The sequence below is a fragment of the Methanoculleus caldifontis genome (assembly GCF_032842345.1).
GTDB lineage: Archaea > Halobacteriota > Methanomicrobia > Methanomicrobiales > Methanoculleaceae > Methanoculleus > Methanoculleus caldifontis.
Genome location: NZ_WBKO01000001.1, coordinates 1528309 through 1550468 on the forward strand (window position 1 = coordinate 1528309; position 22160 = coordinate 1550468).

A 22160-nucleotide genomic window follows, 5' to 3' on the forward strand; every position below is an offset into this window, starting at 1 on the left:
CGGCTGTTATCCATTCTCATCACCTGTGTTTTTGGGTTCAGACGTAGCTTTCGTGGAATAGTATTTAGGCATATGGAAAATATCCAAACCCTGACGATGCTCTTTGGTGGATAGTATTGCATATTATCGGGATAATATTGAAAAAAATCTCTCTCGTCGTTGCCTGGTGGAGGGATCTTCCCACCTCCCAGTTCATGTCTGGCGACATGACGCGCAGGGCCTCTGCGACGGCCGACCCCACTTTCACATCGCCGCGGGCAAAATCGACCGGCATATATCCTATCACGGCAAACCGCTTGATCGCCGGCATCCTTACGTGTGCCGGGCAATTTTCGTGAGGTTAATCGCATGCCTGAATTTGCCCACCCGTTTTCCGGAAACAACATCGACCGGGCGATGAGCCACAACGAACTCATCCGCGCCATCCGCTACACGATCGCCGCCGAGTTCGAGGCCATCCAGCTCTATAACCAGATGGCCGACGCCACCGACAACGAACTCGCGCGCGAGGTCTTGCGGGACATCGCGGACGAGGAGAAGGTGCATGCGGGCGAGTTCTACCGCCTGCTCATCGAACTGGACCCCCAGGAGAAGGAGTTTTACGAGAAGGGTGCGGAGGAGGTCGAGGAGGAGATCGAGAAACTCCGGGCGAAGGAGTAGGCGCCCTGCGAGCGCCGCGCCCGGCAGGAGGATCTGCTTCCCGCTCCTACCCGATCTTCTATAATTTTCCAACTATATCCGATATAACGAAATTTCAGGGATTTTTGATCCCCGGCAAATATTTACATATGGATAGAATTATATTTCCCGCTCATCAATCCTGATCTATGCTCGGCATCGTCCCGGGTATCGATCCGGGGGTCTTCTCCCTGGTCATCGTCCCGGCATTCATCTTCCTTGCGCGTATCTGCGACGTCACCATCGGGACGATGCGGATCATCTTCGTATCGCGGGGGATGAAGATGATCGCCCCGGTTCTCGGGTTCTTCGAGGTCTTCATCTGGATCGTCGCCGTCGGTCAGATCTTCCAGAACCTCACGAACCCGCTCAATTATTTTGCCTACGCGGCCGGGTTCGCCACCGGGAACTACGTCGGGATGCTTGTCGAGGAGAAACTCGCGATGGGGCTTGCGCTCATCCGGATCATCACCCAGCGCGACGCGACGAACCTCATCGACTATCTCCGGGCCGCGGGCTATGGGGTGACGGTCCTCGACGCCCAGGGGAAGCAGGGGCCGGGCAAGGTCATCTTCTCGGTGGTCAAGAGGAAGAACATCAAGGACGTGGAGGACGCCATCCACGAATTCAACCCCAAGGCGTTCTACTCGATAGAGGACGTCCGGCGGGCGGCGGAGGGGACGTTCCCGGTCATCTCGCCGGGCCTGACCCCGTTCCATCTCGGCAGGGTCATGCGGAAGGGGAAGTGACCCCCGCGTAGGTTATCCGGTAGACGGCGTTTGCCCGGTCGTCGGAGACCAGGAGCGAGCCGTCGCCGGCGACCTCGACGTCCACGGGCCTTCCCCACGCGTCCCGCCCCTGGAGCCAGCCCTCGGCGAAGACCTCGTAGGAGGCGGGTGTGCCGTTCTCGAGCGCGACCATCATCACCCGGTAGCCGATCGGCTCGAGCCTGTTCCAGGAACCATGCTCGGCGATGAAGATCCTGTTCGCGTACTCCTCCGGGAACTGCTCGCCGTCATAGAACCGCATCCCGAGCGCGGCGACGTGCGGGCCGAGCTCCTGCTCGGGGGGCGTGAACTCTTCGCACGACCGCTCCGTCCCGAACTGCGGGTCGGCGATCGACCGGCCGTGACAGTAGGGGAACCCAAAGTGCATCCCTGCCTCCGGTGCCCGGTTCAGTTCGTCGGGCGGGACGTCTTCACCGAGCCAGTCGCGGCCGTTGTCGGTGAACCAGAGTTCGCCGGTCTCGGGATGCCAGTCGAACCCGACCGTGTTCCGGACGCCCCGGGCGTAGACCTCGAGTTCGGTCCCGTCGGGGTTCATCCGGTGGATCGCGGCGAACCGCTCGTCTTCGGGGTCGCAGACGTTGCAGGGCGCGCCCACCGGGACGTAGAGCTTCCCGTCGGGGCCGAAGGCGATGAACTTCCAGCCGTGCGCAGCATCACCGGGGAAGGCGTCGCTCACGACCGCCGGCTCGGGCGGGTCCTCCAGGTTCGCCTCGATATCGTCGTAGCGGAGGATGCGGCTGATTTCGGCGACGTAGAGCGAGCCGTTCCGGAACGCGACCCCGTTCGGAGAGTTCAGGCCGCTGGCGATGAGGATCACCTCGTCTCCCTTCCCGTCGCCGTCGCGGTCGGGGATGGCGTAGACGTTCCCGGCGCCGCGGGTCCCGACGAAGAGCGTCCCGTTCGGTGAGAGCGCGAGCGATCGCGCCCCGGTGACGTTCCCGGCGTAGACGTCGATCTCGAACCCCGCAGGCAGGGTGATCGTATCGAGCGGCAGAGGGCCGGCGGCGCCTCCCTGCGGCAGCATGACGGCAACGACGACGCCGAGGAGGGCGAGCACCGCGACGGCGACGAGGATGATAACGGTTCTGCGTGACATGAAGGTCATCTCCGGGATTCCGGAGGGCGGGAGCGTATATAGGCGTTACTCCCGGGGGCCGGGGGTGTATCGTCTCCGGGCTCGTTTCAAAAAATTCATCAGGCCGCCGGGAAACTCTCAATACAGGATCTGTTGCCCCCATGAAGACGCTCGACCTTCTCGTATCCTTCTCTCCCTGGCTCATCTTCGCCGCCCTTGTCGTCTACACCCCGGTGCCGTTCGAGATCACCCTCCTCGCATCGCTCGCCGCCTCCCTCCTCGTCGGCTACCGCGACCTCAGGGACCGGTTCATCATCGCCTGGACGACGACGCTATTCTTTGCGGTCGTCTCCGTCCTCGTGCTGGTCATCGGCCTGTTCGAGATCGTCCCGCTCCTCGGCGTCGCCTCGAACGGGGTTCTCCTCCTCGTCACGGTGGGGAGCCTCCTTGCAGGGGCCCCGTTCACCGAGCAGTACGCACGGCGCGAGGTCTCCGAGGAGGAGTGGACCGACCCCTTCTTCCTCAGGCTGAACCGGCAGCTGACGGTCTTCTGGGGCCTGATGTTCGTCGTCGGGCTCACGAGCGAGGTCCTCTACGTCCTCTACCCCGGGGCGCTCGGGGTCGTCACGGATATCTGTATCTGGCTCCCGATCGTCGGCGGCGCGGTCTTCTCGGCCCGGTACCCGGATTACGCGGAGAAGAGAGCGAGTCTCGCGGGACCTGCGTCGGTACTTCGCTAAAATTTTCGAGGAAGCTGACCGGAGGTCAAACCACCGACTTTCTTCGAAGCTTGACGGCTTCTCAAGCCCTGTTCCTACAGAACGTCGCACTTCGTACCTTCGGTGCTCAAGCTCGCTTCGCTCGCTCGCTCTTCGCGGCCTTCGCGCCTTCGCGCCTTCGCGTGAGATTTCATTCCTTCCCCACCATTACCTCACGCGAAGCCGCGAAGAACGCGAAGTCCGGGTCCGGGTGCTACCAACTCCTCTTCGCACCTGACGGCACTCATGCTCCTGTCGTTCCGACAGTCGCACTTCGCAGACTCCGGTCTTCTTGAACTCCTTTCCCTTCGGGAAAGTCGCACTTCGCACCTGACGGTGCTCGAACTCGCTTACGCTCACACTTTGCGGCGCCGCACGAGCCGTATCGCTCATTGCCTGGTGCCAGAATTGGCCAAGTACTGTGCCTGAGGTGCGGAGCGGGCGCTCGTTCCTCACCGTCGGAAACGGTCGCCGGTATTCATGTAGACGACGCCCCCGATGACGATCGCCGCGAAGACGAGCCACGATATGCCGGCCACAACCTCCGGTGCGCCGAGAACTACGGGTAGCAGCCCCCCCCGGCGAGCAGGACAACGGAAGCAGCGATCAGGAAATCGCCCACGAATTTCGTCAGTGCTCTTTCGTCGTACTTCGCCCGTTCCTCTGCGGACGCGGTGTTGTAGCCCGCAACGAGGCTGCTCGCGTTGAAGACCTTGACGACGATCCCGACAAGAAGCATGACCGCTCCGCCGATGAGATTTGCAATCCACATGGTCTGCCCGGGGATCCGGTTTGAGTCTCCGGCGCTATACCGTTCCGGTATTTTCCGGACCGGGTGCACAGGTTTATAGTCTCTCCAGCGATATTGCGAGCGCGGGGAAAAGCCATATGATAACCATTGTTGCGAAATGCACGGTTAAGCCGGAAAAGATCGATGAGTTCATGAAGATCGCCCTCGACCTCGTCGATGCAAGCCGGGGCGAGGAGGGGAACGTCTCCTACGACCTCTATGCGGACCTCGCAAACCCCGCGAAGTTCACGTTCATCGAGGCCTGGAAGGACCGGGCCGCGATCGACGCCCACAATGGGACCCCGCACTTCAAGGGCTTCGGGGAGAGGGCGGGGCCCCTGTTTGCCGGCCCGCTCGATATCGGCCTGTACCGGAGAGTTGTCTGAGAACAAAAACGAGTTCTCCTTTTTGTACTGACGCCTCACGCGAAGGCGGGACATAGACTGATCTCACGCGAAGCCGTGAAGAGCGCGAAGGGCGAGCGCAAGCGGAGATGAGTGCCGTCAGGTATGAGGTGCGATGGACGGGGCGTCCGGAGCATGAGCACCGCAGGTGCGAAGAGAGTTGTACGCCCACCTGCCGAACTTCGCGCCTTCGCGCCTTCGCGCGAGACTACATCGACTTGAAGTCCTTCGGTCTTCTCGATCTCCGGCTCTAACGAACCGCCGCACCTCGCACCTGGCGGTGCTCATGCTCCGCTCCTGATGGAACGTCCCACCCCGCGTGAGCCGGAATCGCCGTCCATGATTCATGCGAACCGCCGGATCCCCGCGAGCGGCGGGAGGACCACCACCTCGCCGTCGACCTCCACCACGGGCTGGAGGGCGCCCGCATCGACGCGGCGGAGGATGGGGGAGAGGAAGTCGCGGCCCTTCGCGTAGTTGATCACGACGCCGGGGGAGAGCGGGTTGAACGCCGGCATCACGACGAGGTCTTTGCCCCGGACGGCGCTCTCGCCATAGAGGAAGCAGGGGAATCGGGCCAGATCGATCTCGATCGCCGGGTGGTCGTGGCCGATGACGAGCGTCCCGTGCTCATCGACCGCCTTGTCGCCGTGGACCACCGTGTAGCCGCCGCGGTCGTAGCGCTCGACTGTCCCTCCCGCGATAGCGGGGAGCATGGTGTCGTGCGACCCCCTGATCAGGACCACCTCGCACTCCCGTCGGAGCCTTGAGAGGATCGTCTCAAACGTCTCCTTCGTGGCCCGGCTCACCCGGTCGAAGGCGTGGAAGATGTCGCCGTCGAGGACGAAGACCGCCGGGTTGAACCGGCCGAGAATCGCCTCGAACCGCTCAAGCAGCGTCTCCTCCTCGTGGAGCGGGAAGTGGAGCCCCTCCCGCCGGAGCGCCTCCGCAAGCCCGATGTGGACGTCGGAGACGACGCAGAGGGATTGGTCGCGGACGAAGAGCGCGCCCTTGTAGAAGCCGAACCGGCAGAGGAGGTCGGCCTCGGCGACCGCGCTCATGCCGCCGCCCCGCCCTCGATGCTGCTCATCACGCGGCGCTGGAACTCGCGGAGCATCGTGAGTCTGTCCTGGGCGTAGACCGCGTCCGAGACGCCGAGCGTCGCGATCCCGAACGCGAGCGGGCTTGGGGACGCCGCACGGGTCAGGGCGACCTCGATCTCGCCTGCGCCGATCCCGTCGGCGATCCGCCGGATGTTCTCCGCCTCGAACCGGTCGTCGATCACCTCGCGGTAGGTCTCCCGCATCACGGCGAAGTTCGGGAGTTGTTTTGCAAACTTGATCAGCATATCGGCGCTCACCTGCTGGCGCCGGGCGCTCCTCCTCCTGCCCATATAGTTTCGGAGGATCATGAACGACCGGGCCGCGTTGATCCGAAAGACTCTCTTTAAGAGCTGGGTCTCCCCGATGGCCTCTTCCAGGATCGCACGGCACTCATCGGCCCGGATGCTCCGGAGGATCCGGGCGGGATCGGCTCGTTTCTCGAGCGGTATCGAGACCGAGAACCCGGTGTCGCTGATCCCGACCGAGACGTTTGCTGTCACGTCCCGGGCAATCATATAGGCGACGATCCGGGAGAACCCGTCGTTGAACCGGAGCCCGTAGTTGGTCATGAAGAAGTAGAGCCGGCGCCGGCTCTCCCGGTCGACCTGCTCCTCGACGACGATCCGGCCCGGCGTCGGGACGGCCTCCCCCCCCATGTAGAGGACCTGCTGCTCGAAGATGGCGCAGATGCTCCGGGCGCTGTTCTCGTCGACCGGGTAGTCGGCAAGGAGGCGCTCGACGAGTTCCTCCGTCCCCGCGGTCTCCATCGCTTCGAGCATCCTCTCCTTGAACGCGAGGACGTGGAGGCCGAGGTCGAACGAGAGCGGGAGTTTCTCCGAGAACCAGCTCGGGATCGTCGGCCGGTCGTTCGTCTTGTCGACGTAGAGTTTCCCGCCCCGGCGGTAGGCGAACCGGTAGCGCTGCCCGCCGAGGGCGAAGACGTCGCCCTTGTTCATCCGTTCGAGATACTTCTCATCCAGGCTGCCGGCAAAAGCCCCGTCCCGGGTCAGGACGTCGCAGGAGAACTCGTCGGGGATGGTGCCGGAGTTTAAGAAGTAGATCATCCGGGCGTTCTTCCCCCGCCTCCGGACCGTCCCGGTCTCCGGGTCGTGCCAGACCTTCGCGTAGACCTTCCGCTCCTCGAGCCCCGCATACTCCCCGGCGAGGTAACGGACGACGCTTGCGAGGTCCTCCTCCTCGAGGTTCCGGTAGCAGTAGGACCGGCGGAAGACCTCGAGCATCCCTTCGACCCGCTGCTCCCCCTCGAGCGCCATCCCGAGGACGTGCTGGGAGAGGACGTCGAGACAGTTCTCCGGGATGTGGATCCGGTCCACGAACCCGTTCTGCCCCTCCCGGAGCATCACGGCACACTCCACGAGCTCGTCGCGGTCGAGGACGACGATCCTTCCTTTCACCACCTCGCCGAGACGGTGGCCGGCCCGCCCGACCCGCTGGAGGAGCGCCGCCACGGACTTCGGCGACCCGACCTGGAGGACGAGGTCGACGTGGGGCATATCGACGCCGAGTTCGAGCGAGGTCGATGTCGTCACCACCTTCACGGCGCCGGTCTTGAGCCGTTCCTCCACGAGGAGCCTTCCTTCTGCCCCCATCGAGCCGTGGTGGCACCCGGTGTTCTCCTCGGTGTATGACGCCGGGTAGCGGACCCGGAGGTTCTGGAGGATCCGCTCGGCGCCGTTCCGGGTGTTCGTGAAGACGAGAGTGTTCCGGTGCTCCTGGATGAGGCCGTGGACCGTCGCGTACAGGCTCGCGGCGAGGTCCTCGGGGTTCGTCTCGATGAGGTCGGGGACCGGGCAGATGAGGGAGAGGTCGAACTCCCGGGCAAACCGGGTATCGACGATCTCGACCTCGCGCCCGGCGCCGACCAGGAACCGGCCGACCTCGTCGAGGGGCTCGATCGTCGCCGAGCACCCGATCCGGGTAAAGCCGCCGCCGGCCTCCTTCACCAGGTCCTCGAGGCGCTCGAGGCTCACCGAGAGGTGGACCCCGCGTTTTGAGCCCGCGAGGGAGTGGATCTCGTCGACGACGACCCACCTGACCGTCCGGAGGCTCTCGCGGAACTTCGGGGAGTTCAGGAGGATTCCGAGGGTCTCGGGGGTGATGTTGAGGATGTGCGGGGGTTTTCGCGCCATCTTTGCCTTCTCGGCCCGCGAGACGTCCCCGTGCCGGATGGCGTGCCGGACCGGGGTGTGGGGGACCCCCCGCTCGCGGGCGATCTCCTCAATCCCCTCGAGCGGCAGGCTGAGATTTTTGTGGATGTCGTTTGCGAGCGACTTGAGCGGGGAGATGTAGAGGCAGTAGACGCTGTCTTCAAGCCCGCCGTTCCGTGCCCGGACGAAGAGATCGTCGATGATCGCGAGGAACGCCGCGAGGGTCTTCCCCGACCCCGTCGGCGAGCAGATGAGGACATTCCTTCCATCGTGGATGAGTGGAACCGCCATCTTCTGCGGCGGCGTGAACCGTCCTCCAAGCCTCTGCATGCACCATTCCCGTACGTTCTCGTCGAGGAGATCGAGGATCTCCCCGTCCTGGCACCCTTCCTGCCCCGCCATCTTCCGTCACTCGCTGTTGTCGCTCCGGGTCCCGCCGTGCGCACTCCCGCATCCGGTTGCGGGAGCGGCTGGCCCGTGCAATTCCTGATCGACCCCTCGTGCGGGGGATTAAACAAACATCGGCGCAATGCCTCTTATCGGGGCTCAGGTCTGCGGATAATCCCCTGTTTTCCGTGATTCCGCGACTCTTTTGCCCCGGACGCCGCGCCGAACTTTGTATATATTCTGGAACCATCCGGTATAGTCTTTGTGCCGGCCGACGCCGGGATGGGTATGGGATGTGACGCAAATGGGGGATTTTTTCTCCTGATTATCGCTTATCGTGCCGTTTGTGCCGCCATCCCCGATCCCGGCCGCATGCCGTCGCCGCCGTTTCTCCAGGGCACACTCGTCCGGGGTTTTACGCCAATCGCGCCGCCGGATCGCGCAGGGCCGCGAGCCCCTCCAATCGCCTCACGTACCGGGGCATTTGAGATATTCTAATGTAGGATCTCGTGAAACGTAAGAGAGGAACTACAATGACAACTCACCCGGTAAAAAATATGATGCGGCTGATGGCGACGAAGATCCGGACCATCGCGGACGTTATGTCCGACGACGAGATCGATGCGCTCCTAAACGAGATCCTCAACGCGAACCGCATCTACACCATGGGCGCCGGGCGCTCGGGCCTCGTGGCGAAGGCGTTTGCCATGCGCCTGATGCATCTCGGCCTCTCGGCGTTCGTCGTCGGGGAGACGGTGACCCCGGCCATGAAGCCGGGAGACGTCATCATCGCCTTCTCCGGCTCCGGCGCGACCAAGACGGTCGCGGATATCTCCGAGACCGCAAAGGAGATCGGCGGGCGGGTCTGCCTCATCACCTCCAAGCGGGAATCAAGGATCGGCCGTATCGCCGACTGCATCGTCATCATCGAGAGCCAGCGGGACAGGGTCCCCGACGAGTCGGTGGAGTTCGAGATCCGGCAGATGATGGGCGAGCACAAGTCTTTCGCGCCGCTCGGCACCATCTTCGAGACGACCGCCATGGTCTTTGCCGATGCGCTCATATCCCGGCTGATGGAGATCACCCAGTGCAGGCCCGAAGACCTCCAGTGCCGGCACGCGAACATCGAGTGAGGAGATATACATGCGCGAGCACAGGTACGCCGACCGGGTCAGGGGAGTGGAGATGTCGGGGATCCGGAAACTCTTCGAGGCCGGAGGACCCGACGCGATCAACCTCGGCATCGGGCAGCCGGACTTCGACACCCCCGACCATATCAAGATGGCCGCGATCGCCGCGATAAGGGAGGGCAAGACCGGCTACACCCCGAACGCCGGGATACCGGAGCTCCGCGAGGCGATCTGCGCGAAGTTCGAGCGGGAGAACGGCCTTATGTACCGGCCGGACCAGATCCTGGTCACGGCAGGCGGGAGCGAGGCGCTCCACCTCGCGATGGAAGCCCTCGTAAACCCGGGCGACCGCGTCCTCTTCACCGATCCGGGGTTCGTCTCCTACGCCGCCCTCGCGACCTTCGCGGGCGGGCGGCCCGAAGGGGTGGGGCTCGATGCGACCCTGCACATCGATATCGAGCGGGCGAAGGAGCAGATGGACGGGGCACGGGTCTTCGTCCTGAACTCCCCCGCAAACCCGACCGGTTCGGTCGAGAGCGAGGAGTCCATCCGCGCCCTCGTCGAATACGCAAACGACCGGGGAGTCACGGTCATCTCCGACGAGGTCTACGAGCACTTCGTCTACGAGAAGAAGCATGTCAGCGCCGCCCGGTTCGGCGAGGACGTCATCACCGTCAACGCCGCGAGCAAGACCTACGCCATGACGGGCTGGCGGGTCGGCTACCTCGCGGCACCCGAAGACTACATCCCCGAGTTCCTTAAGGTGCACCAGTACGCCCAGGCGTGCGCGACCTCGATATCGCAGTACGCTGCGCTCGCTGCGTATACCGGCGACCAGGAGCCGGTCGCGCGGATGCGCCAGGAGTACCGGGCCCGGCGCGACCTCCTCTACGAGGGCCTCACCGGCCTCGGCCTCGACTTCCCCCGGCCGGAGGGCGCGTTCTATATGTTTGTCCCGATGGGGCGAACCCTTATACAGAGAGCCATCGATGCGGGCGTCGTCATCGTGCCGGGCGGGGCGTTCGGCTCGCGGGCACCCGATCACGCCCGCTTCAGCTACGCGACCTCCCGCGAGAACCTCTCGCGGGCGGTGGCGAGGCTCAAGACGCTGATGGAGTGAGAGGATCATGGTCAAAGAGTTACTCAGAAGACTCTCGGACGCCCACGGCGTCTCGAGCAGCGAAGGAAGCATCCGTGAGATCGTCAGGGCCGAACTTGCAGGGGTCGTCGACGAGATCCGCGAGGACACGATGGGGAACCTGATCGCCACGAAGCGCGGCGACGACTTCTCGATCATGCTCGCCGCCCACATGGACGAGATCGGGCTGATGGTCCAGTATATCGACGACAAGGGGTTCATCCGGGTCGTTCCCATCGGCGGCTGGTACGGGCCGGTCCTCTACTGCCAGCGGGTGGTCCTGCACGGCAGGAACGGGCCGGTCATAGGCGTCCTCGGCGCGAAGCCCCCCCACGTCATGAAGGACGAGGAGCGCAAGAAGGAGGTCAAGGTCGAGAACCTCTTCATCGACGTGGGCGCGACGAGCGAGGAGGAGGTGAAGAACCTCGGGATCGAGATCGGCACCCCGATCACCATCGACCGCGAGTTTGCGGAGCTCGCCGGCACCCGCATCACCGGGAAGGCCTTCGACAACCGGGTCGGCGTCGCGATGCTGATCCGGGCGCTCCAGCAGGCGAAGTCGCCCCACACCCTCCACGCCGTATTCACGGTCCAGGAGGAGATCGGGCTGAAAGGCGCCCGCGTCAGCGCCTACTCCTTAAACCCCGACTGCGCGATCGCGACCGACGTCACGATCCCCGGCGACCACCCCGGTATCGAGAAGAGGGACGCGAGCATCGAGATGGGCAAAGGCCCCGTCCTCGTCATCGTCAGCGCGAGCGGGCGGGGGCTCATGGCCGATCCCCGGATGACCGCCTGGCTCCGGGGGACCGCGGAGAAGAACGGTATCCCCTGCCAGATCGAGGTCGGGACCGGCGGCAACACCGACGCCACGATCATCCACCTCGAGCGGGGCGGCATCCCCAGCATCCCGTTCTCGATCCCGGCCCGCTACATCCACTCGCCGGTCGAGGTCGTCGACACCGCCGATATCGAGGCCGGGATCCGGCTCCTCGTCGAGGCGTTAAAGAGCAGACCCGCGCTCTGACATAACCCTTTTTTGACACGCCTCACGTAGAAAATGCTATAGCATCCCCCGCAGAGTCCGGGGTATGAACAACGGCTGGGCCGGGTTTCTGGACGAGATCTTCTTCGGCGAGCCCGCCTTCCTGGTCCGGGTCCTGATCATCGGTATCCTCGGGTATGCGGCTCTCGTGATCATCGTCCGCCTCTCGGGGAAGCGGACGCTCTCGTCGATGAACGCCTTCGACTTCATCGTGAACGTCGCCATCGGCTCGGTCCTCGCCTCGACGATCGTCTCGCGGGACGTCTCGCTCGCCGAAGGGGTCATCGCCCTCGGCATCCTGGTCGGCTTGCAGTACCTCGTCTCCTGGTCGTCCGTCAGGTCGGAGACGGTCCAGAAGGCGGTGAAGTCGGAGCCCCGCATCATCTTCCGCGACGGCGAGTTCATGAAGGAGACGATGAAGCGGGAGCGGATCGCCGAGAGCGAGATCCGGCAGGCGTTGCGGTCGGAGGGGATCGGCTCCCTCGAGAGCGTGGCGGTGATCGTCCTTGAGACGAACGGAAACTTCTCGGTGATCAAAAAGAGCGACGACATGAATACACTCGTCGACGTGGCGGGGCATCGCCGGTGAAGATCGGAAAAAGAGGTGCCCGGGGGTTGGGTTCCGTTCTCCGGGGTGCGGTTCGGTCCACGGATGCAATATTGATATCCGGTGCTCGCAGACCTTAACCGCCTTGGCCTGCGAACATCTGCATCCGGGCAGTGCACCTCCTCGCTGATCCCTCTCCCAGGCAACCCGCCAGTAGCTCTGATGGGCTATAGTTCTTATCCGGCCATGAGAATGACTATTGATCCGGCCGCATAGGCCTGCCGGCGCCGCAGGGGGCCAGTCACCTCACTCCTCGACGATGATGACCGTTACCGGGCACGAGTCGGCAGCCTCCAGGGTGCAGTCGGCGAGGTCGTCGGGCACCTCGCCTTCGGCGGGATTGGCGTCAACCCGGTACTGCTCCGTAACCGAGCTCAAGTCGTCCTTTGGGTCCTTCTCGAAGACGTCGGGGCAGAGCGTCCAGCACGACTCGCAGCTGATACATCCCGGCCTGTCGATGGTAACCTTCACCACGTTTCATACCTCCGTTGCTGTCGGGAAGGACCCTTCTCCATGTTAAAGGTGACGGAAGCAGACAGCCTCCATGAGTCTCCGGGGGAATACGCGGGATCCCGGGCGCCGCCCGCACGCCGGAAAGGTATATCCCCCGCCCGACCGGACCTATGAGGATTATGCAGAATGCGGCCTGGATAACCCTCTTCTTTGCCGGGCTTCTCGAAGCCGGCTGGGCGCTCGGCCTCAAGTATACCGAAGGGTTCACGAAGGTCGGGCCGTCGGTGGCGACCATCGTCCTGATGGCCGGGAGTTTCTACCTCCTGTCGCGGTCGCTCACGGGCCTCCCGCTCGGGACGGCGTATGCGGTCTGGACGGGGATCGGGGCGGTCGGGACGGTCATCGCCGGGATCGTCCTCTTCGGCGAGTCTCGGAGCGTCGCCCGCCTCCTCTGCGTCTTCCTGATCGTATCGGGGATTATCGGGCTGAAGATCTGCTCGGATGCGTGAGGGAGGCTCGCGCCGGTTCCAGGGATACTATCCGCGGAGATCACACGGTTCAACGAGTTGGGGATGCGGACGCGGACACTGTCGGGCATTGGGTGACGCAGCCTCGCTGTAGAGATTGCAGCGGGTTCTCACGCGAAGGCGCGAAGGACGCGAAGGGAAAGAGCATGTCTGTCATAGGCTCTGCGTGAGTTTTGACCTGAAACAGGGAGGCGGGGCCGGGCCTTCCCGGCTCATGGCAGCGGCGCCGGCGACGGTACGGCTCCGATGAGGAATGAGGCGATTATGCGGGTATCCATGAGAGAGTTCTGCCCGGAAAACTGTTAATTATTTTCTTTCCGGAACGGAGAGGGGCCGGGTCTGCGCCTCGTCCTCCAGAGCCTCGAGAAACGCGACGAGGAGCGCGTGCCGTCTCCCGGCGATCTCCCGGGCGCTCCCGGTATACATGCGGTCTTTCAGGTTCAGCAGTTTGTCATGGAAATGGTCGGCTGCATCCGCAATGCCGGTCCCCCGTTCTCCCGCCTGCATGAACGTCCTCGCGATCCCGACCGCGCCCATCGCGTCCAGGTTGTCTGCGTCAGAGAGTATCCGGGCCTCGAGCGTCCCGGGTTCGATGCCCGTGCTGTAGCGGTGCGCATGGATGGCGTGGACGATGCCCGCGATAAGGTCCGCCGGGCAGCCGGCGGCCTCGAGGTATTCCGCCGCCATCCGCGCCCCCTCCTCCTCGTGGGGGACGCCTGTCCTCTCTTCGAGGGGTCTCGCGATGTCGTGGAAGACGGCTGCCGGGATGAGGATCTTCATATCGGCACCCTCGCGGGCGCCGATCTCCTCGCAGAGGCGGACGACCCGGAGGGTGTGGTCGAACCCGTGGGCCCCCGAATCCTGGAGCACGTTCCTGACATGGTCGAGCATCGCGGCTGTCTCCTGGTCCATGAGAGATCTCTGTCGCCTGAGAGCAGAAACTTATCCTTACGCCATCCTGCAGGCCGGCGCTGCACTTCACCTCCGCTTCCCGGTCGCCCCCGGACCTGTACGGATCAGGGATCCCTGCACGGCCGTAAAGGTTATCCGCCATACTCGTGGAGAAGGCCGCCAGAGGGCGTGAAGAATATGCAGAGAACTGGTATCTGCATCGTTATGGCTTGCGTTGCCGGAATGCTTCTCCTTGCAGCGACGCCTGCAGGCGGGTATCCGGGCGGTGCACTGGACAGAGGGCTGCCTGTCGGGCAGGCGGAGGAATCGATCGCCAGGACGGGCGTCACAACTCCCCCGGCCGCCGTTCCCGCAGGGAGCGCTGATAGCAACGGGACGGCGGTCGTGTTCTTCTCCGCCGGTGAGGTTGAGGATCTCCGGGATGCGACGCGAAATACGATTACTCCGTTCGCCATTGAGTATTTTGAGAACACCAGCGTGATCGTATGTCCGAACAATCTCAGTGATGCTCTTGCTCTGTATACCCGTATCCGGCTGAAAGATGGATACAGGATCGAGGGCCACTGGGTGTATGATACCATGGGAGCGTATACGGTCCCGTTTGTGGTAGAGCATAACATGACCGTATCCTCTCCGGCCATAACGGACGCTCCCGCCTTCCCTGACGATATCCGTCTGCCGGAGGGAGCGGATACGAATATCTCGCGGTATCTCGAGGGAGATGACTCGCCTGAATCATATCTTCAAGCGTCGGTATTTCTCAGGGAGTTATACGCGATCAACGCGTGGTGGCATGCATGGCTCGGATGGCCCCAGCAGACCGTTCTCGAATCTCCGGAGAGACCGAAGGTCGTGATAAACTCGACGCATGCCGTTGTGACGATATACACTGAGGAACTCTACTGCGGTTACCGGACGGTGACGCGCTACACCGATACGTACTCAAGAGGGAGTTACGAGGTTGCAGACGATCGGGACAGAATCTCGGAAGAAGAGAATGCAAGTATGCCCATCTGTTATTGAGGACGCTCGATAACGGACAGAGGTTCACGAGCAGGGGCGCTCCGCCTCCTCGTCGGGAGTCTGGAGAGGGCCGGCGAGGGAGATGTGCCTCTTCCCGGCGATCCCCGGGGCGCTTCCGGTCTACACGCGGCCGGCGGTTTCCCGTTGATCTGCCCGGCTGATCGTTACCCGCCTGCAGTAGCGGTTCGACGGCGGCGTGCCGTCGCCGGGGTAGCGGCGGCAGAAGTGGAGGTCCATGGGTGATGAAACGTATCCGCTGCTCTGGAGTTACCCCTGAAAGCCGGGTGGAAACGCTACGTCATACAATAGTTGTTTCGTCCGCCTCCGTGCCCACGCTGCCACCTCTTCGCCGCAAACCGCGGTCCCGGCGGCCGGCCGGGTCCGATCATTGTGGGTCACCGGTGTCGCACAGGACATTTTGTGCGACATGAAACCCCACTTCGTGTCGCACAACCTCCATCCTGTATATATGTGTATACTGCATCGGAGTTTTGCTACACGCAACCGGGTTTACGGATACCAGAGTATTCACAACCGGGCTCCCCGCTTCGGGGTTGTAACCGGAACGGTGATTGTAATCGCGTCAACAGCGCTCAGGAAGAGCATCGTGCTCTTCCGGGTCTCCGTGCCGGTGCGACGGGTTGGCTGAGGGTGAAGGACGGAGCGGTCGTCCGGTCGTCAGGATGGGAAGCCCCGGGAACAACTTATATGAGCGGGAGCATGTAGGCTGCACGACAACTGGAGGAGTTCTGGATATGACGGAGAATGAATTGTCGTGCCCGTTTCAGAGGATCTTTGGTCCGGGGATGCGCGGCATGCACAGGCGGCTTCACGAACAGATAGCGGTCCCCGGGCAGCGGATAATGCCCGTGATCCGGGGTGCAGGGATTCCGGTCGATCTCCGGGATCTTGAGGATGAGATCGTGCTTTTCGCCGACCTGCCGGGGGTGGAGAGCGGCGATGTCGCAACGCGGCTCACCGGCCCGGGCACGCTACGGATCACTGTCCGGCGGCTCCTGGCGCCGGAGGAGGAACAGGGGGGCTACGCTCTCAGGGAGAGGCAGTCCGGCGAGATGACCCGGGTTGTGAGCCTCCCGGCAGACGTCACGGAAGAGGGTGCGACGGCTACCCTCGGGAACGGCGTGCTGGCGGTGCGGTTGAGAAAGGTTCCCGGGAAGCAGGGGATCGAGATCCCGGTCCGTGAAGAGGGCAAGTAGGCCGGCGGACTCCGGATACAGGAGGCGAGAGTCCCGGCAACGGCAGCGGGCCTCTGCGATCTCTCCAGATCTCAGGCTGCACCTGCCGTCCCGCGCGACTCCCGGGTGAGGCGACACGACCTTTAAGTGTGGTGAACGTGCTGGGGAGCCCTTGATCCGGCAGGTGGTTGCTTCAAAGAGAGGGGCCACCGGGATCGGAGGGGCCACGGGGCCGGCACGGGCGGCAGCGTTTCTCCCGGCGCGGCTCCGCAGGAGCCCATACATTGGAGGCATTGTCATGGCAGAGACACAGTTCACCGCAGAGGCGGGAAGGCAGGATATCATCATCACGCGGGAGTTCGACGCGCCGCGTGACCTCGTCTTCCGGGCATGCACGGAACCGGACCTGGTAGCGCAGTGGTGGGGGCCGAAGGGCACCACGACCGCGGTCGAGAAGATGGACGCGAAGCCGGGCGGCACGTGGCGTGTCGTTCAGCGCGACACCGAGGGCAACACGTTCGCGATGCACGGCGTCTTCCACGACGTTACGTCCGAGCGGATCGTCGACACCGTCGAGTACGAGGGCATGCCGGGCCATGTCGTGCTCGAGACGGAGACGCTCGAGGACCTCGGCGGCGGGAGAACGAAGATGACGGACCACCTGGTCTTCCAGTCGGTCGAGGACCGCGACGCGATGCTCCAGCAGGATATGAAGGAAGGCATGGTCGGGACCCTGGACCTGCTCGCCGGCGTTCTGGAGAACCTGAAGACCCAGAAACAGGCCGCGCCGGCACGGTAAACCCGTAGCGGCCGCAGCAGTCCGGGGGCGGTCGGGGGTAATCTCCCGGACCGACCCCACCCGGCGCACCAGCATCTCTTCTCTTTCTACGTCCCTCTCCGCGCAGAGGAGGTCCGTCACGGTCAGCGTCCCCTGCTTCTCCGGGGGCTCCGGCCGGGGTACACGGTGTCCGATCCGCCGTCATCGCACATCGTCTCATCGGTGCTCCCACGGGAGGAAAGTTTTTCATACAGGACCTCCGATGTCCGGAAAAAAGGAGAGGAAGAAGATGGCAGAAGCAACACTGACAGAGGAGAGAGGAAGACTATCCATCCAGCGCATCTTCGCGGCACCGCGGGAACGCGTCTGGAAGGCGTGGACCGACCCGGAGATGATAGCGCAGTGGTGGGGACCGGCGGGCTTTACGGCGCCGGTCGTCAGGGTCGACCTCCGCAAGGGGGGCAGGTACCATTTTTCCATGCGCTCGCCCGAGGGCCAGGAGTCCTGGAGCACCGGCGAGTATCGCGAGATCGTCCCGATGGAACAGCTCGTCTTCACCGACTCGTTTGCGGACGCGGAAGGCAACGTGGTCCCGGCCTCGGCATACGGGATGAGCGGGGACTGGCCGCGGGAACTCCTGGTGACGGTGACGTTTGAGGAGCACGGCGGCGGGACGAAGATGATCCTGCGGCATGAAGGCATTCCTGCGGGCGAGCCGCTCGAGCAGACCGAGGGCGGGTGGAGCGAGTCGCTCGAGAAACTTGCAAACGTCCTTGAGGAGGGGTTCGCAACCAGCCTCACCGCCAAGCCGGGAAAACAGGAGATCGTCATCACCCGCATCTTCGACGCGCCGCGCGACCTTGTATTCAAAGCGAGCATGGACCCGGAACTGCTGCCCCGGTGGTGGGGGCCGGGACGGTTTACGACCACGGTCGATGTGATGGATGCACGATCGGGCGGGATGTGGCGTTTTGTCCAGCGCGACGCCGAGGCGAACGAGTACGCGTTCCACGGCGTCTACCATGAGGTCAGCCCGCCCGATCGGGTCGTCGACACCTTTGAGTTCGAGGGCATGCCGGGGCACGTCATGCTCGAGACGGTGACCTTCGAGGACCTCGGCGGCGGGAGGACGAAGATGACGAACCGCACGGTCGCCCAGTCGGTCGAGGATCGCGACGGGATGGTCCAGTCGGGGATGGAGGAGGGGGTGAACGAGACCCTGGACCGTCTCGCCGCTCTCCTGAACGAGCTGCAGGGAAGGTAAGCCGAGACGATCATGGCACAAAAGATGGCAACGACAGCAGCCCCCGGGCGCTATGCGCCCGTCAACGGACTTTCGATGTACTACGAGACCCACGGGGCCGGCCGCCCGCTGGTCCTCCTCCACGGCGCCTTCATGACGATCGAGGGGTCGTTTCAGAGGATGCTCCCCACCCTCGCGGGGGCCCGGCAGGTCATCGCCGTCGAGCAGCAGGCTCACGGCCGTACCGGCGATATCGATCGACCGTTGACCTACGAGGGGATGGCGGCGGATACCGTCGAACTCCTCCGACAACTCGGGATCAGAGACGCCGACTTCTTCGGCTACAGCATGGGGGCCGCCATCGCCCTCGATATCGCCGTCCGGCACCCCGGCCTCGTGCACAAACTCGTTCTCGCCTCACCGAGCTACACGAGAGAAGGGGCCTACGCCGAGATGTACGAGGGGGAAGAGAACCTGAAGGCCGAGGACTTGGCCGACACCCCGTTCGTGGAAGAGTATGCCCGGACGGCGCCGAACCCGGGGGACTGGCCCGTGCTTGTCGAGAAGGTGAAACAACTGGACCGGGAGTTCCGGGGCTGGACGGCTGATGAGGTCCGGTCGATCCGGGCGCCCGTGCTCGCCATCATCGGCGACTCCGACGTCGTTCTTCCCGAGCATGCGGTGGAGATCTTCCGGCTGCTCGGCGGCGGCGTGCCGGGAGATCTCGTCGGGCTCCCGGTCTCAAGGCTCGCGGTTCTCCCCGGCACGACCCATATCACGCTCATCGACCGCACCGACTGGCTGCTAGAGATGATCGGGGAGTTCCTCGACGCGCCCGCCCCGGAGGCCGGGCGGGGATGAACGCCGGGCGGTCGCCCCTTACCTTTTTTCTTCTGGTCTTTGTCCTCTCCATTCCGTTCCTCCTCTTCGCCGGAACACCTCTCCCCGGTCCGCTGAACCTCCCCGTGAGCGCGTTCATGATCGTCTGCCCGGCCCTGGCGGCCTCGATCCTGGTCCGGCGGGAAGAGGGGGCCGGTGGGGTTGCGAGGCTGCTTGCACGGGTCGCCGACTTCCGGAAGATCCGGGCGGTCTGGTACCTCCCCATCCTCCTCCTGATGCCCGCGATCATGCTCCTCTCCTACGGCGTGATGCTCCTTTCCGGCCGGCCGCTCCCTGCCGATCCTTTCGTCCCGTATCTTCTGATCCCGGTCTTCGTCCCCCTCTTCTTTATCGCCGCCGCGTTCGAGGAGATAGGCTGGATGGGGTATGCCGCCGACCCCCTGCAGGAGCGGCGGAGCGCTCTTACGACCGCCCTGATCATCGGGGCGGTCTGGGCGGCGTGGCACTCCATCCCCTGGCTCCTCCTCAACACCCCCACCTGGGCGGCGGGGCAGGCCCTCTCCACGGTCGCGCTCCGGGTCCTCATCGTCTGGCTCTACAACAACACCCGCAAAAGCGTCTTTGCCGCGACCCTCTTTCACGGCATGATGAACGTTGCTGAGTTCTCGTTCCCGAACCTCGGCTCCCACTACGATCCCGTTGTCTCCGGGGCGATCGCGTCGGCGGTCGCCGTCGTCGTCGTGTTCCTCCGGGGGCCGGAGACGCTCGCCGGGTGGAGATACGCACACCGGCGAGACGCCGGCAGGTAGAGCAGGGGGAGCCGTTGAAGTTGGGCGTCCCGGAGGGGGGGGTAGCGTACCGACCGCAGGGAGAAGTCGGCACTTTATAAACCTCGACAGAAAGAACCCTCACCTGGATTTGGTGAGACTGCCATGCTTATCTTCGATCGCCCCGGTCCGGTCAATACGGAGAGCGTTGTGAACGCCGTTAGGGAGAATGCCTATCTTGCGGAGGCGATCATCGTCGCTTCCATTACCGGCGAGAGTGCGCTGAAGATCGCCCGTGTGGTTGCAGGAAAGCGGATCGCCTGCGTCTCATGCCCGCAGGGGATGGCATGGGAGGTCGACGGGATGGATACGGGAATCTTTGCCGATATACCGGAACTCCGTAATATTCGCGACGGGTGGAAATCCGGAGGCCTGGCGAGGGTACCCATGGAGATTTCGCCGCAGAACAAGGCTCTTCTCGACGAGGCGGGAGTTGCGGTTATCCGGGGCACGATTCCGTTCTTCGGCCCGAGTTTTTCCATGCGGGTCCACCTGGGCCATATCTCTTCTCTTGATATCATGGCAAAGACCCTCGAATTCTTCTCACCCGGGACCCTGGTCGGGATGGAATGCGTTCTCATGGCCGTAGATGCCGGGTTGATCCCCGAAGGTACCCCGGTGATCTGCTGTGCCGGAACGGAACGCGGGCTTGATACTGCATGGCTCGTCAGAAGCTCCGCATCGGCTAACATCTTCCACCCGGAACGGGGATTCCGGTTCATCAGGCCCCTGGCAAAGCCCGGTATTGCAGAGAATCCGCCGGTCGGTATCGGCTACATCCGGTAAAACAGCCGGGCGACCGGCGCTGACCCGGTCGGCCGGGATCGCGGCAGCCCTCTTCGTCGTGAGGACCGGCAGGGGATGCTACGCTTCTCACAGAGCCTGGTGGTTATCGCGAATATGCGCAGGGAGTCAGGTCTCGCTTTATTCCTGAAATATGGTCTGGGGTCATCGGGAAGTCGGAAGAGCAGGCCCGGACATCCCGGCGGCAGTCGTCGCGATGCGCCGGGCGCACGCGACCCGAAACTCTAACGGGACGATTCTCCATTCCTTGAGGGCCGTAAAGACCCGCGAGGTGCCGGGAAGCGACCTGGTGCGTTGCAGCAACCAACCGGCACGTTTAAAGGACTACAAACCAAAACCTCCATCATAGGGCTCCCTTGCACACGATCCTTCCCCGCCCCATAAAGTGACTGCTCATAGCCCTGACAGAGAAAGACCTGCTCAGCGTATTCGTCATCGCACTCAGTGCGTTCATGGGAACGGCGGCCATGAGCAGCATCAGCATCGCTCTTCCCCTCATCATGCAGGAGTTCGATTCGACGCTGGGTGTGGTCTCCTGGGTGCTGAACGGGTACATGCTCGTCCTTGCCGGATTTTGCGTCATCATCGGGAGGCTTGCGGATACTCGCGGCCTGAAACGCACCTTTCTTGAGGGCATTCTCCTCTTCTCGATCGCATCGCTCCTCTGCTTCCTCGCATGGGACATCCTGGCCCTGATCGTGGCCCGGGTCCTGCAGGCCCTCGGAGCCGCCATGTTCATCGCCAGCGGCCCGGCGCTCATGAAGAGCGGCTCCGACGCCACGATCCTGTTTGCCGCCGCCCTCACCGTTCCGGCATTGATCTGCAGTTATCTTGCACGTGACCGGCGAGACGAGGCGCGGGATCCGGGTCCGGTGCCGGCGGACGATCGAGCCTGCGATCCCGGTTTCTGATCGGTCTCTCCGGGCAACAACCCGACCGAACTGGACCTCATCGCCGGGCGGTTGCTTCCCTGGATCGCAACCTTTATAGTTAGGTCTGCCCTAACTAATGGGTATCAACTATGGCGGCGAGAGTTGAGCACCTGTTCGAAGTCTTTGACCGCCTGATCGCCATCAGAAATGAGTGCTCCAGCCAGATCTTCGTCGAGTGCGGCCTTGCGGAGATGACCGTGAAGCAGATCGCGTACTTGAAAGCGATCGACGGCCACGCCGACGTGACCTTCAGCCGGCTCGCCGAGATCACCGGGACCTCGAAACCCACCGTCACGGAGACGATCAACAAATTCGTCCGGATGGAATGCGTCTACCGGGAACGATGCCCCGACGACGGGAGGGTCGCCTACATCCGCCTGACCGAGAAGGGGCGGATGGTGGCGGAGGCCGAACGGAACGCCCTCTCCCGGATGGTCGAGAGAATGGTGCAGACACTCGACGAAGACGAGATCGACCTCCTGGTCGGGATCCTCGGGAAAGTCCGGTAATTTTTTCGCCGGCTGAATGGTTAGGTGAACACGAACTAATTACTT

25 protein-coding genes are annotated in these 22160 nt (G+C 63.5%); 18 read left to right on the forward strand and 7 right to left on the reverse strand.

Annotation, left to right across the window (positions count from 1 at the left end; translation table 11 throughout):
• Nucleotides 1-64: 64 nt before the first annotated feature.
• Nucleotides 65-310 (reverse strand): hypothetical protein, encoded by a 246-nt coding sequence (locus F8E02_RS07675; RefSeq protein WP_317064902.1) that lies wholly within the window; start codon nucleotides 308-310, stop codon nucleotides 65-67.
• A gap of 38 nt (nucleotides 311-348) precedes the next feature.
• Between F8E02_RS07675 and F8E02_RS07680 the strand changes: the two genes are divergently transcribed.
• On the forward strand, nucleotides 349-660 hold the full coding sequence (locus F8E02_RS07680; RefSeq protein WP_317064903.1) for a ferritin family protein: 312 nt from the start codon (nucleotides 349-351) through the stop codon (nucleotides 658-660).
• Nucleotides 661-827: 167 nt separating this feature from the next.
• Entirely contained in the window at nucleotides 828-1427 is a 600-nt protein-coding gene (locus tag F8E02_RS07685) for a DUF2179 domain-containing protein (RefSeq protein ID WP_317064904.1), read from the forward strand.
• Here the strand turns inward: F8E02_RS07685 and F8E02_RS07690 are convergent.
• Entirely contained in the window at nucleotides 1408-2562 is a 1155-nt protein-coding gene (locus F8E02_RS07690; protein ID WP_317064905.1) for a PQQ-dependent sugar dehydrogenase, read from the reverse strand. The two genes, F8E02_RS07685 and F8E02_RS07690, sit on opposite strands and share 20 nt — an antisense overlap.
• A gap of 140 nt (nucleotides 2563-2702) precedes the next feature.
• Between F8E02_RS07690 and F8E02_RS07695 the strand changes: the two genes are divergently transcribed.
• Nucleotides 2703-3281 (forward strand): hypothetical protein, encoded by a 579-nt coding sequence (locus F8E02_RS07695; RefSeq protein WP_317064906.1) that lies wholly within the window; start codon nucleotides 2703-2705, stop codon nucleotides 3279-3281.
• Between the two features lie 577 nt (nucleotides 3282-3858).
• Here F8E02_RS07695 and F8E02_RS07700 read toward each other — a convergent pair.
• Complete coding sequence (locus F8E02_RS07700) at nucleotides 3859-4071, reverse strand: DUF3784 domain-containing protein (RefSeq protein WP_317064907.1); 213 nt, start codon at nucleotides 4069-4071, stop codon at nucleotides 3859-3861.
• Nucleotides 4072-4187: 116 nt separating this feature from the next.
• On the opposite strand from F8E02_RS07700, the gene F8E02_RS07705 reads away from it, so the two are divergent.
• A complete protein-coding gene (locus tag F8E02_RS07705) occupies nucleotides 4188-4475 on the forward strand; it encodes a putative quinol monooxygenase (protein WP_317064908.1) in 288 nt (95 codons plus the stop codon).
• A 362-nt stretch (nucleotides 4476-4837) separates the two neighbouring features.
• Here the strand turns inward: F8E02_RS07705 and F8E02_RS07710 are convergent, their stop codons facing one another.
• Nucleotides 4838-5554 carry a metallophosphoesterase gene (locus tag F8E02_RS07710; RefSeq protein ID WP_317064909.1) on the reverse strand — a complete coding sequence of 239 codons (717 nt, stop codon included), beginning with the start codon at nucleotides 5552-5554 and terminating at the stop codon, nucleotides 4838-4840.
• Nucleotides 5551-8166, reverse strand: coding sequence for an ATP-dependent helicase (locus F8E02_RS07715; protein WP_317064910.1), 2616 nt, complete (start codon nucleotides 8164-8166; stop codon nucleotides 5551-5553). Before F8E02_RS07715 ends, F8E02_RS07710 begins: the two co-directional genes overlap by 4 nt.
• A 518-nt stretch (nucleotides 8167-8684) precedes the next feature.
• Between F8E02_RS07715 and hxlB the strand changes: the two genes are divergently transcribed.
• From hxlB to F8E02_RS07735, 4 genes are all read left to right on the forward strand, one after another.
• Nucleotides 8685-9284: a 6-phospho-3-hexuloisomerase gene (gene hxlB / locus F8E02_RS07720; RefSeq protein WP_317064911.1), complete on the forward strand. Its 600-nt coding sequence runs from the start codon at nucleotides 8685-8687 to the stop codon at nucleotides 9282-9284.
• 10 nt (nucleotides 9285-9294) lie between these two features.
• The gene (locus F8E02_RS07725; RefSeq protein WP_317064912.1) at nucleotides 9295-10401 is read left to right on the forward strand and encodes a pyridoxal phosphate-dependent aminotransferase; all 1107 of its coding nucleotides are present in this window, start codon (nucleotides 9295-9297) and stop codon (nucleotides 10399-10401) included.
• Nucleotides 10402-10408: 7 nt separating this feature from the next.
• Nucleotides 10409-11446 carry a M42 family metallopeptidase gene (locus F8E02_RS07730; protein WP_317064913.1) on the forward strand — a complete coding sequence of 346 codons (1038 nt, stop codon included), beginning with the start codon at nucleotides 10409-10411 and terminating at the stop codon, nucleotides 11444-11446.
• A gap of 64 nt (nucleotides 11447-11510) precedes the next feature.
• On the forward strand, nucleotides 11511-12053 hold the full coding sequence (locus F8E02_RS07735) for a DUF421 domain-containing protein (RefSeq protein ID WP_317064914.1): 543 nt from the start codon (nucleotides 11511-11513) through the stop codon (nucleotides 12051-12053).
• 264 nt (nucleotides 12054-12317) lie between these two features.
• Here F8E02_RS07735 and F8E02_RS07740 read toward each other — a convergent pair whose 3' ends face one another.
• Nucleotides 12318-12545 (reverse strand): ferredoxin, encoded by a 228-nt coding sequence (locus tag F8E02_RS07740; protein WP_317064915.1) that lies wholly within the window; start codon nucleotides 12543-12545, stop codon nucleotides 12318-12320.
• A gap of 158 nt (nucleotides 12546-12703) precedes the next feature.
• Between F8E02_RS07740 and sugE the strand changes: the two genes are divergently transcribed.
• Complete coding sequence (sugE, locus tag F8E02_RS07745) at nucleotides 12704-13033, forward strand: quaternary ammonium compound efflux SMR transporter SugE (protein ID WP_317064916.1); 330 nt, start codon at nucleotides 12704-12706, stop codon at nucleotides 13031-13033.
• 324 nt (nucleotides 13034-13357) lie between these two features.
• Here the strand turns inward: sugE and F8E02_RS07750 are convergent, their stop codons facing one another.
• Nucleotides 13358-13963 (reverse strand): HD domain-containing protein, encoded by a 606-nt coding sequence (locus F8E02_RS07750; protein ID WP_317064917.1) that lies wholly within the window; start codon nucleotides 13961-13963, stop codon nucleotides 13358-13360.
• A gap of 168 nt (nucleotides 13964-14131) precedes the next feature.
• On the opposite strand from F8E02_RS07750, the gene F8E02_RS07755 reads away from it, so the two are divergent.
• The 9 genes from F8E02_RS07755 (at nucleotide 14132) to F8E02_RS07795 (ending at nucleotide 22115) form a co-directional block, all read left to right on the forward strand.
• On the forward strand, nucleotides 14132-14986 hold the full coding sequence (locus F8E02_RS07755; protein WP_317064918.1) for a hypothetical protein: 855 nt from the start codon (nucleotides 14132-14134) through the stop codon (nucleotides 14984-14986).
• 755 nt (nucleotides 14987-15741) lie between these two features.
• Nucleotides 15742-16203, forward strand: coding sequence for an Hsp20/alpha crystallin family protein (locus tag F8E02_RS07760; protein ID WP_317064919.1), 462 nt, complete (start codon nucleotides 15742-15744; stop codon nucleotides 16201-16203).
• Nucleotides 16204-16480: 277 nt separating this feature from the next.
• Nucleotides 16481-16981 (forward strand): SRPBCC family protein, encoded by a 501-nt coding sequence (locus F8E02_RS07765; protein ID WP_317064920.1) that lies wholly within the window; start codon nucleotides 16481-16483, stop codon nucleotides 16979-16981.
• 268 nt (nucleotides 16982-17249) lie between these two features.
• Nucleotides 17250-18224, forward strand: a complete 975-nt coding sequence (locus tag F8E02_RS07770; protein WP_317064921.1) for an SRPBCC domain-containing protein — start codon at nucleotides 17250-17252, stop codon at nucleotides 18222-18224.
• Nucleotides 18225-18236: 12 nt separating this feature from the next.
• Nucleotides 18237-19064 carry an alpha/beta fold hydrolase gene (locus F8E02_RS07775; RefSeq protein ID WP_317064922.1) on the forward strand — a complete coding sequence of 276 codons (828 nt, stop codon included), beginning with the start codon at nucleotides 18237-18239 and terminating at the stop codon, nucleotides 19062-19064.
• The gene (locus F8E02_RS07780; protein ID WP_317064923.1) at nucleotides 19061-19852 is read left to right on the forward strand and encodes a CPBP family intramembrane glutamic endopeptidase; all 792 of its coding nucleotides are present in this window, start codon (nucleotides 19061-19063) and stop codon (nucleotides 19850-19852) included. The genes F8E02_RS07775 and F8E02_RS07780 overlap by 4 nt, the downstream gene beginning before the upstream one ends.
• A 123-nt stretch (nucleotides 19853-19975) precedes the next feature.
• A complete protein-coding gene (locus F8E02_RS07785) occupies nucleotides 19976-20656 on the forward strand; it encodes a pyruvate kinase alpha/beta domain-containing protein (RefSeq protein WP_317064924.1) in 681 nt (226 codons plus the stop codon).
• Nucleotides 20657-21108: 452 nt separating this feature from the next.
• The gene (locus F8E02_RS07790; protein WP_317065164.1) at nucleotides 21109-21585 is read left to right on the forward strand and encodes an MFS transporter; all 477 of its coding nucleotides are present in this window, start codon (nucleotides 21109-21111) and stop codon (nucleotides 21583-21585) included.
• A 110-nt stretch (nucleotides 21586-21695) separates the two neighbouring features.
• On the forward strand, nucleotides 21696-22115 hold the full coding sequence (locus F8E02_RS07795; RefSeq protein WP_317064925.1) for a MarR family winged helix-turn-helix transcriptional regulator: 420 nt from the start codon (nucleotides 21696-21698) through the stop codon (nucleotides 22113-22115).
• The last annotated feature ends 45 nt before the right edge of the window (nucleotides 22116-22160 follow it).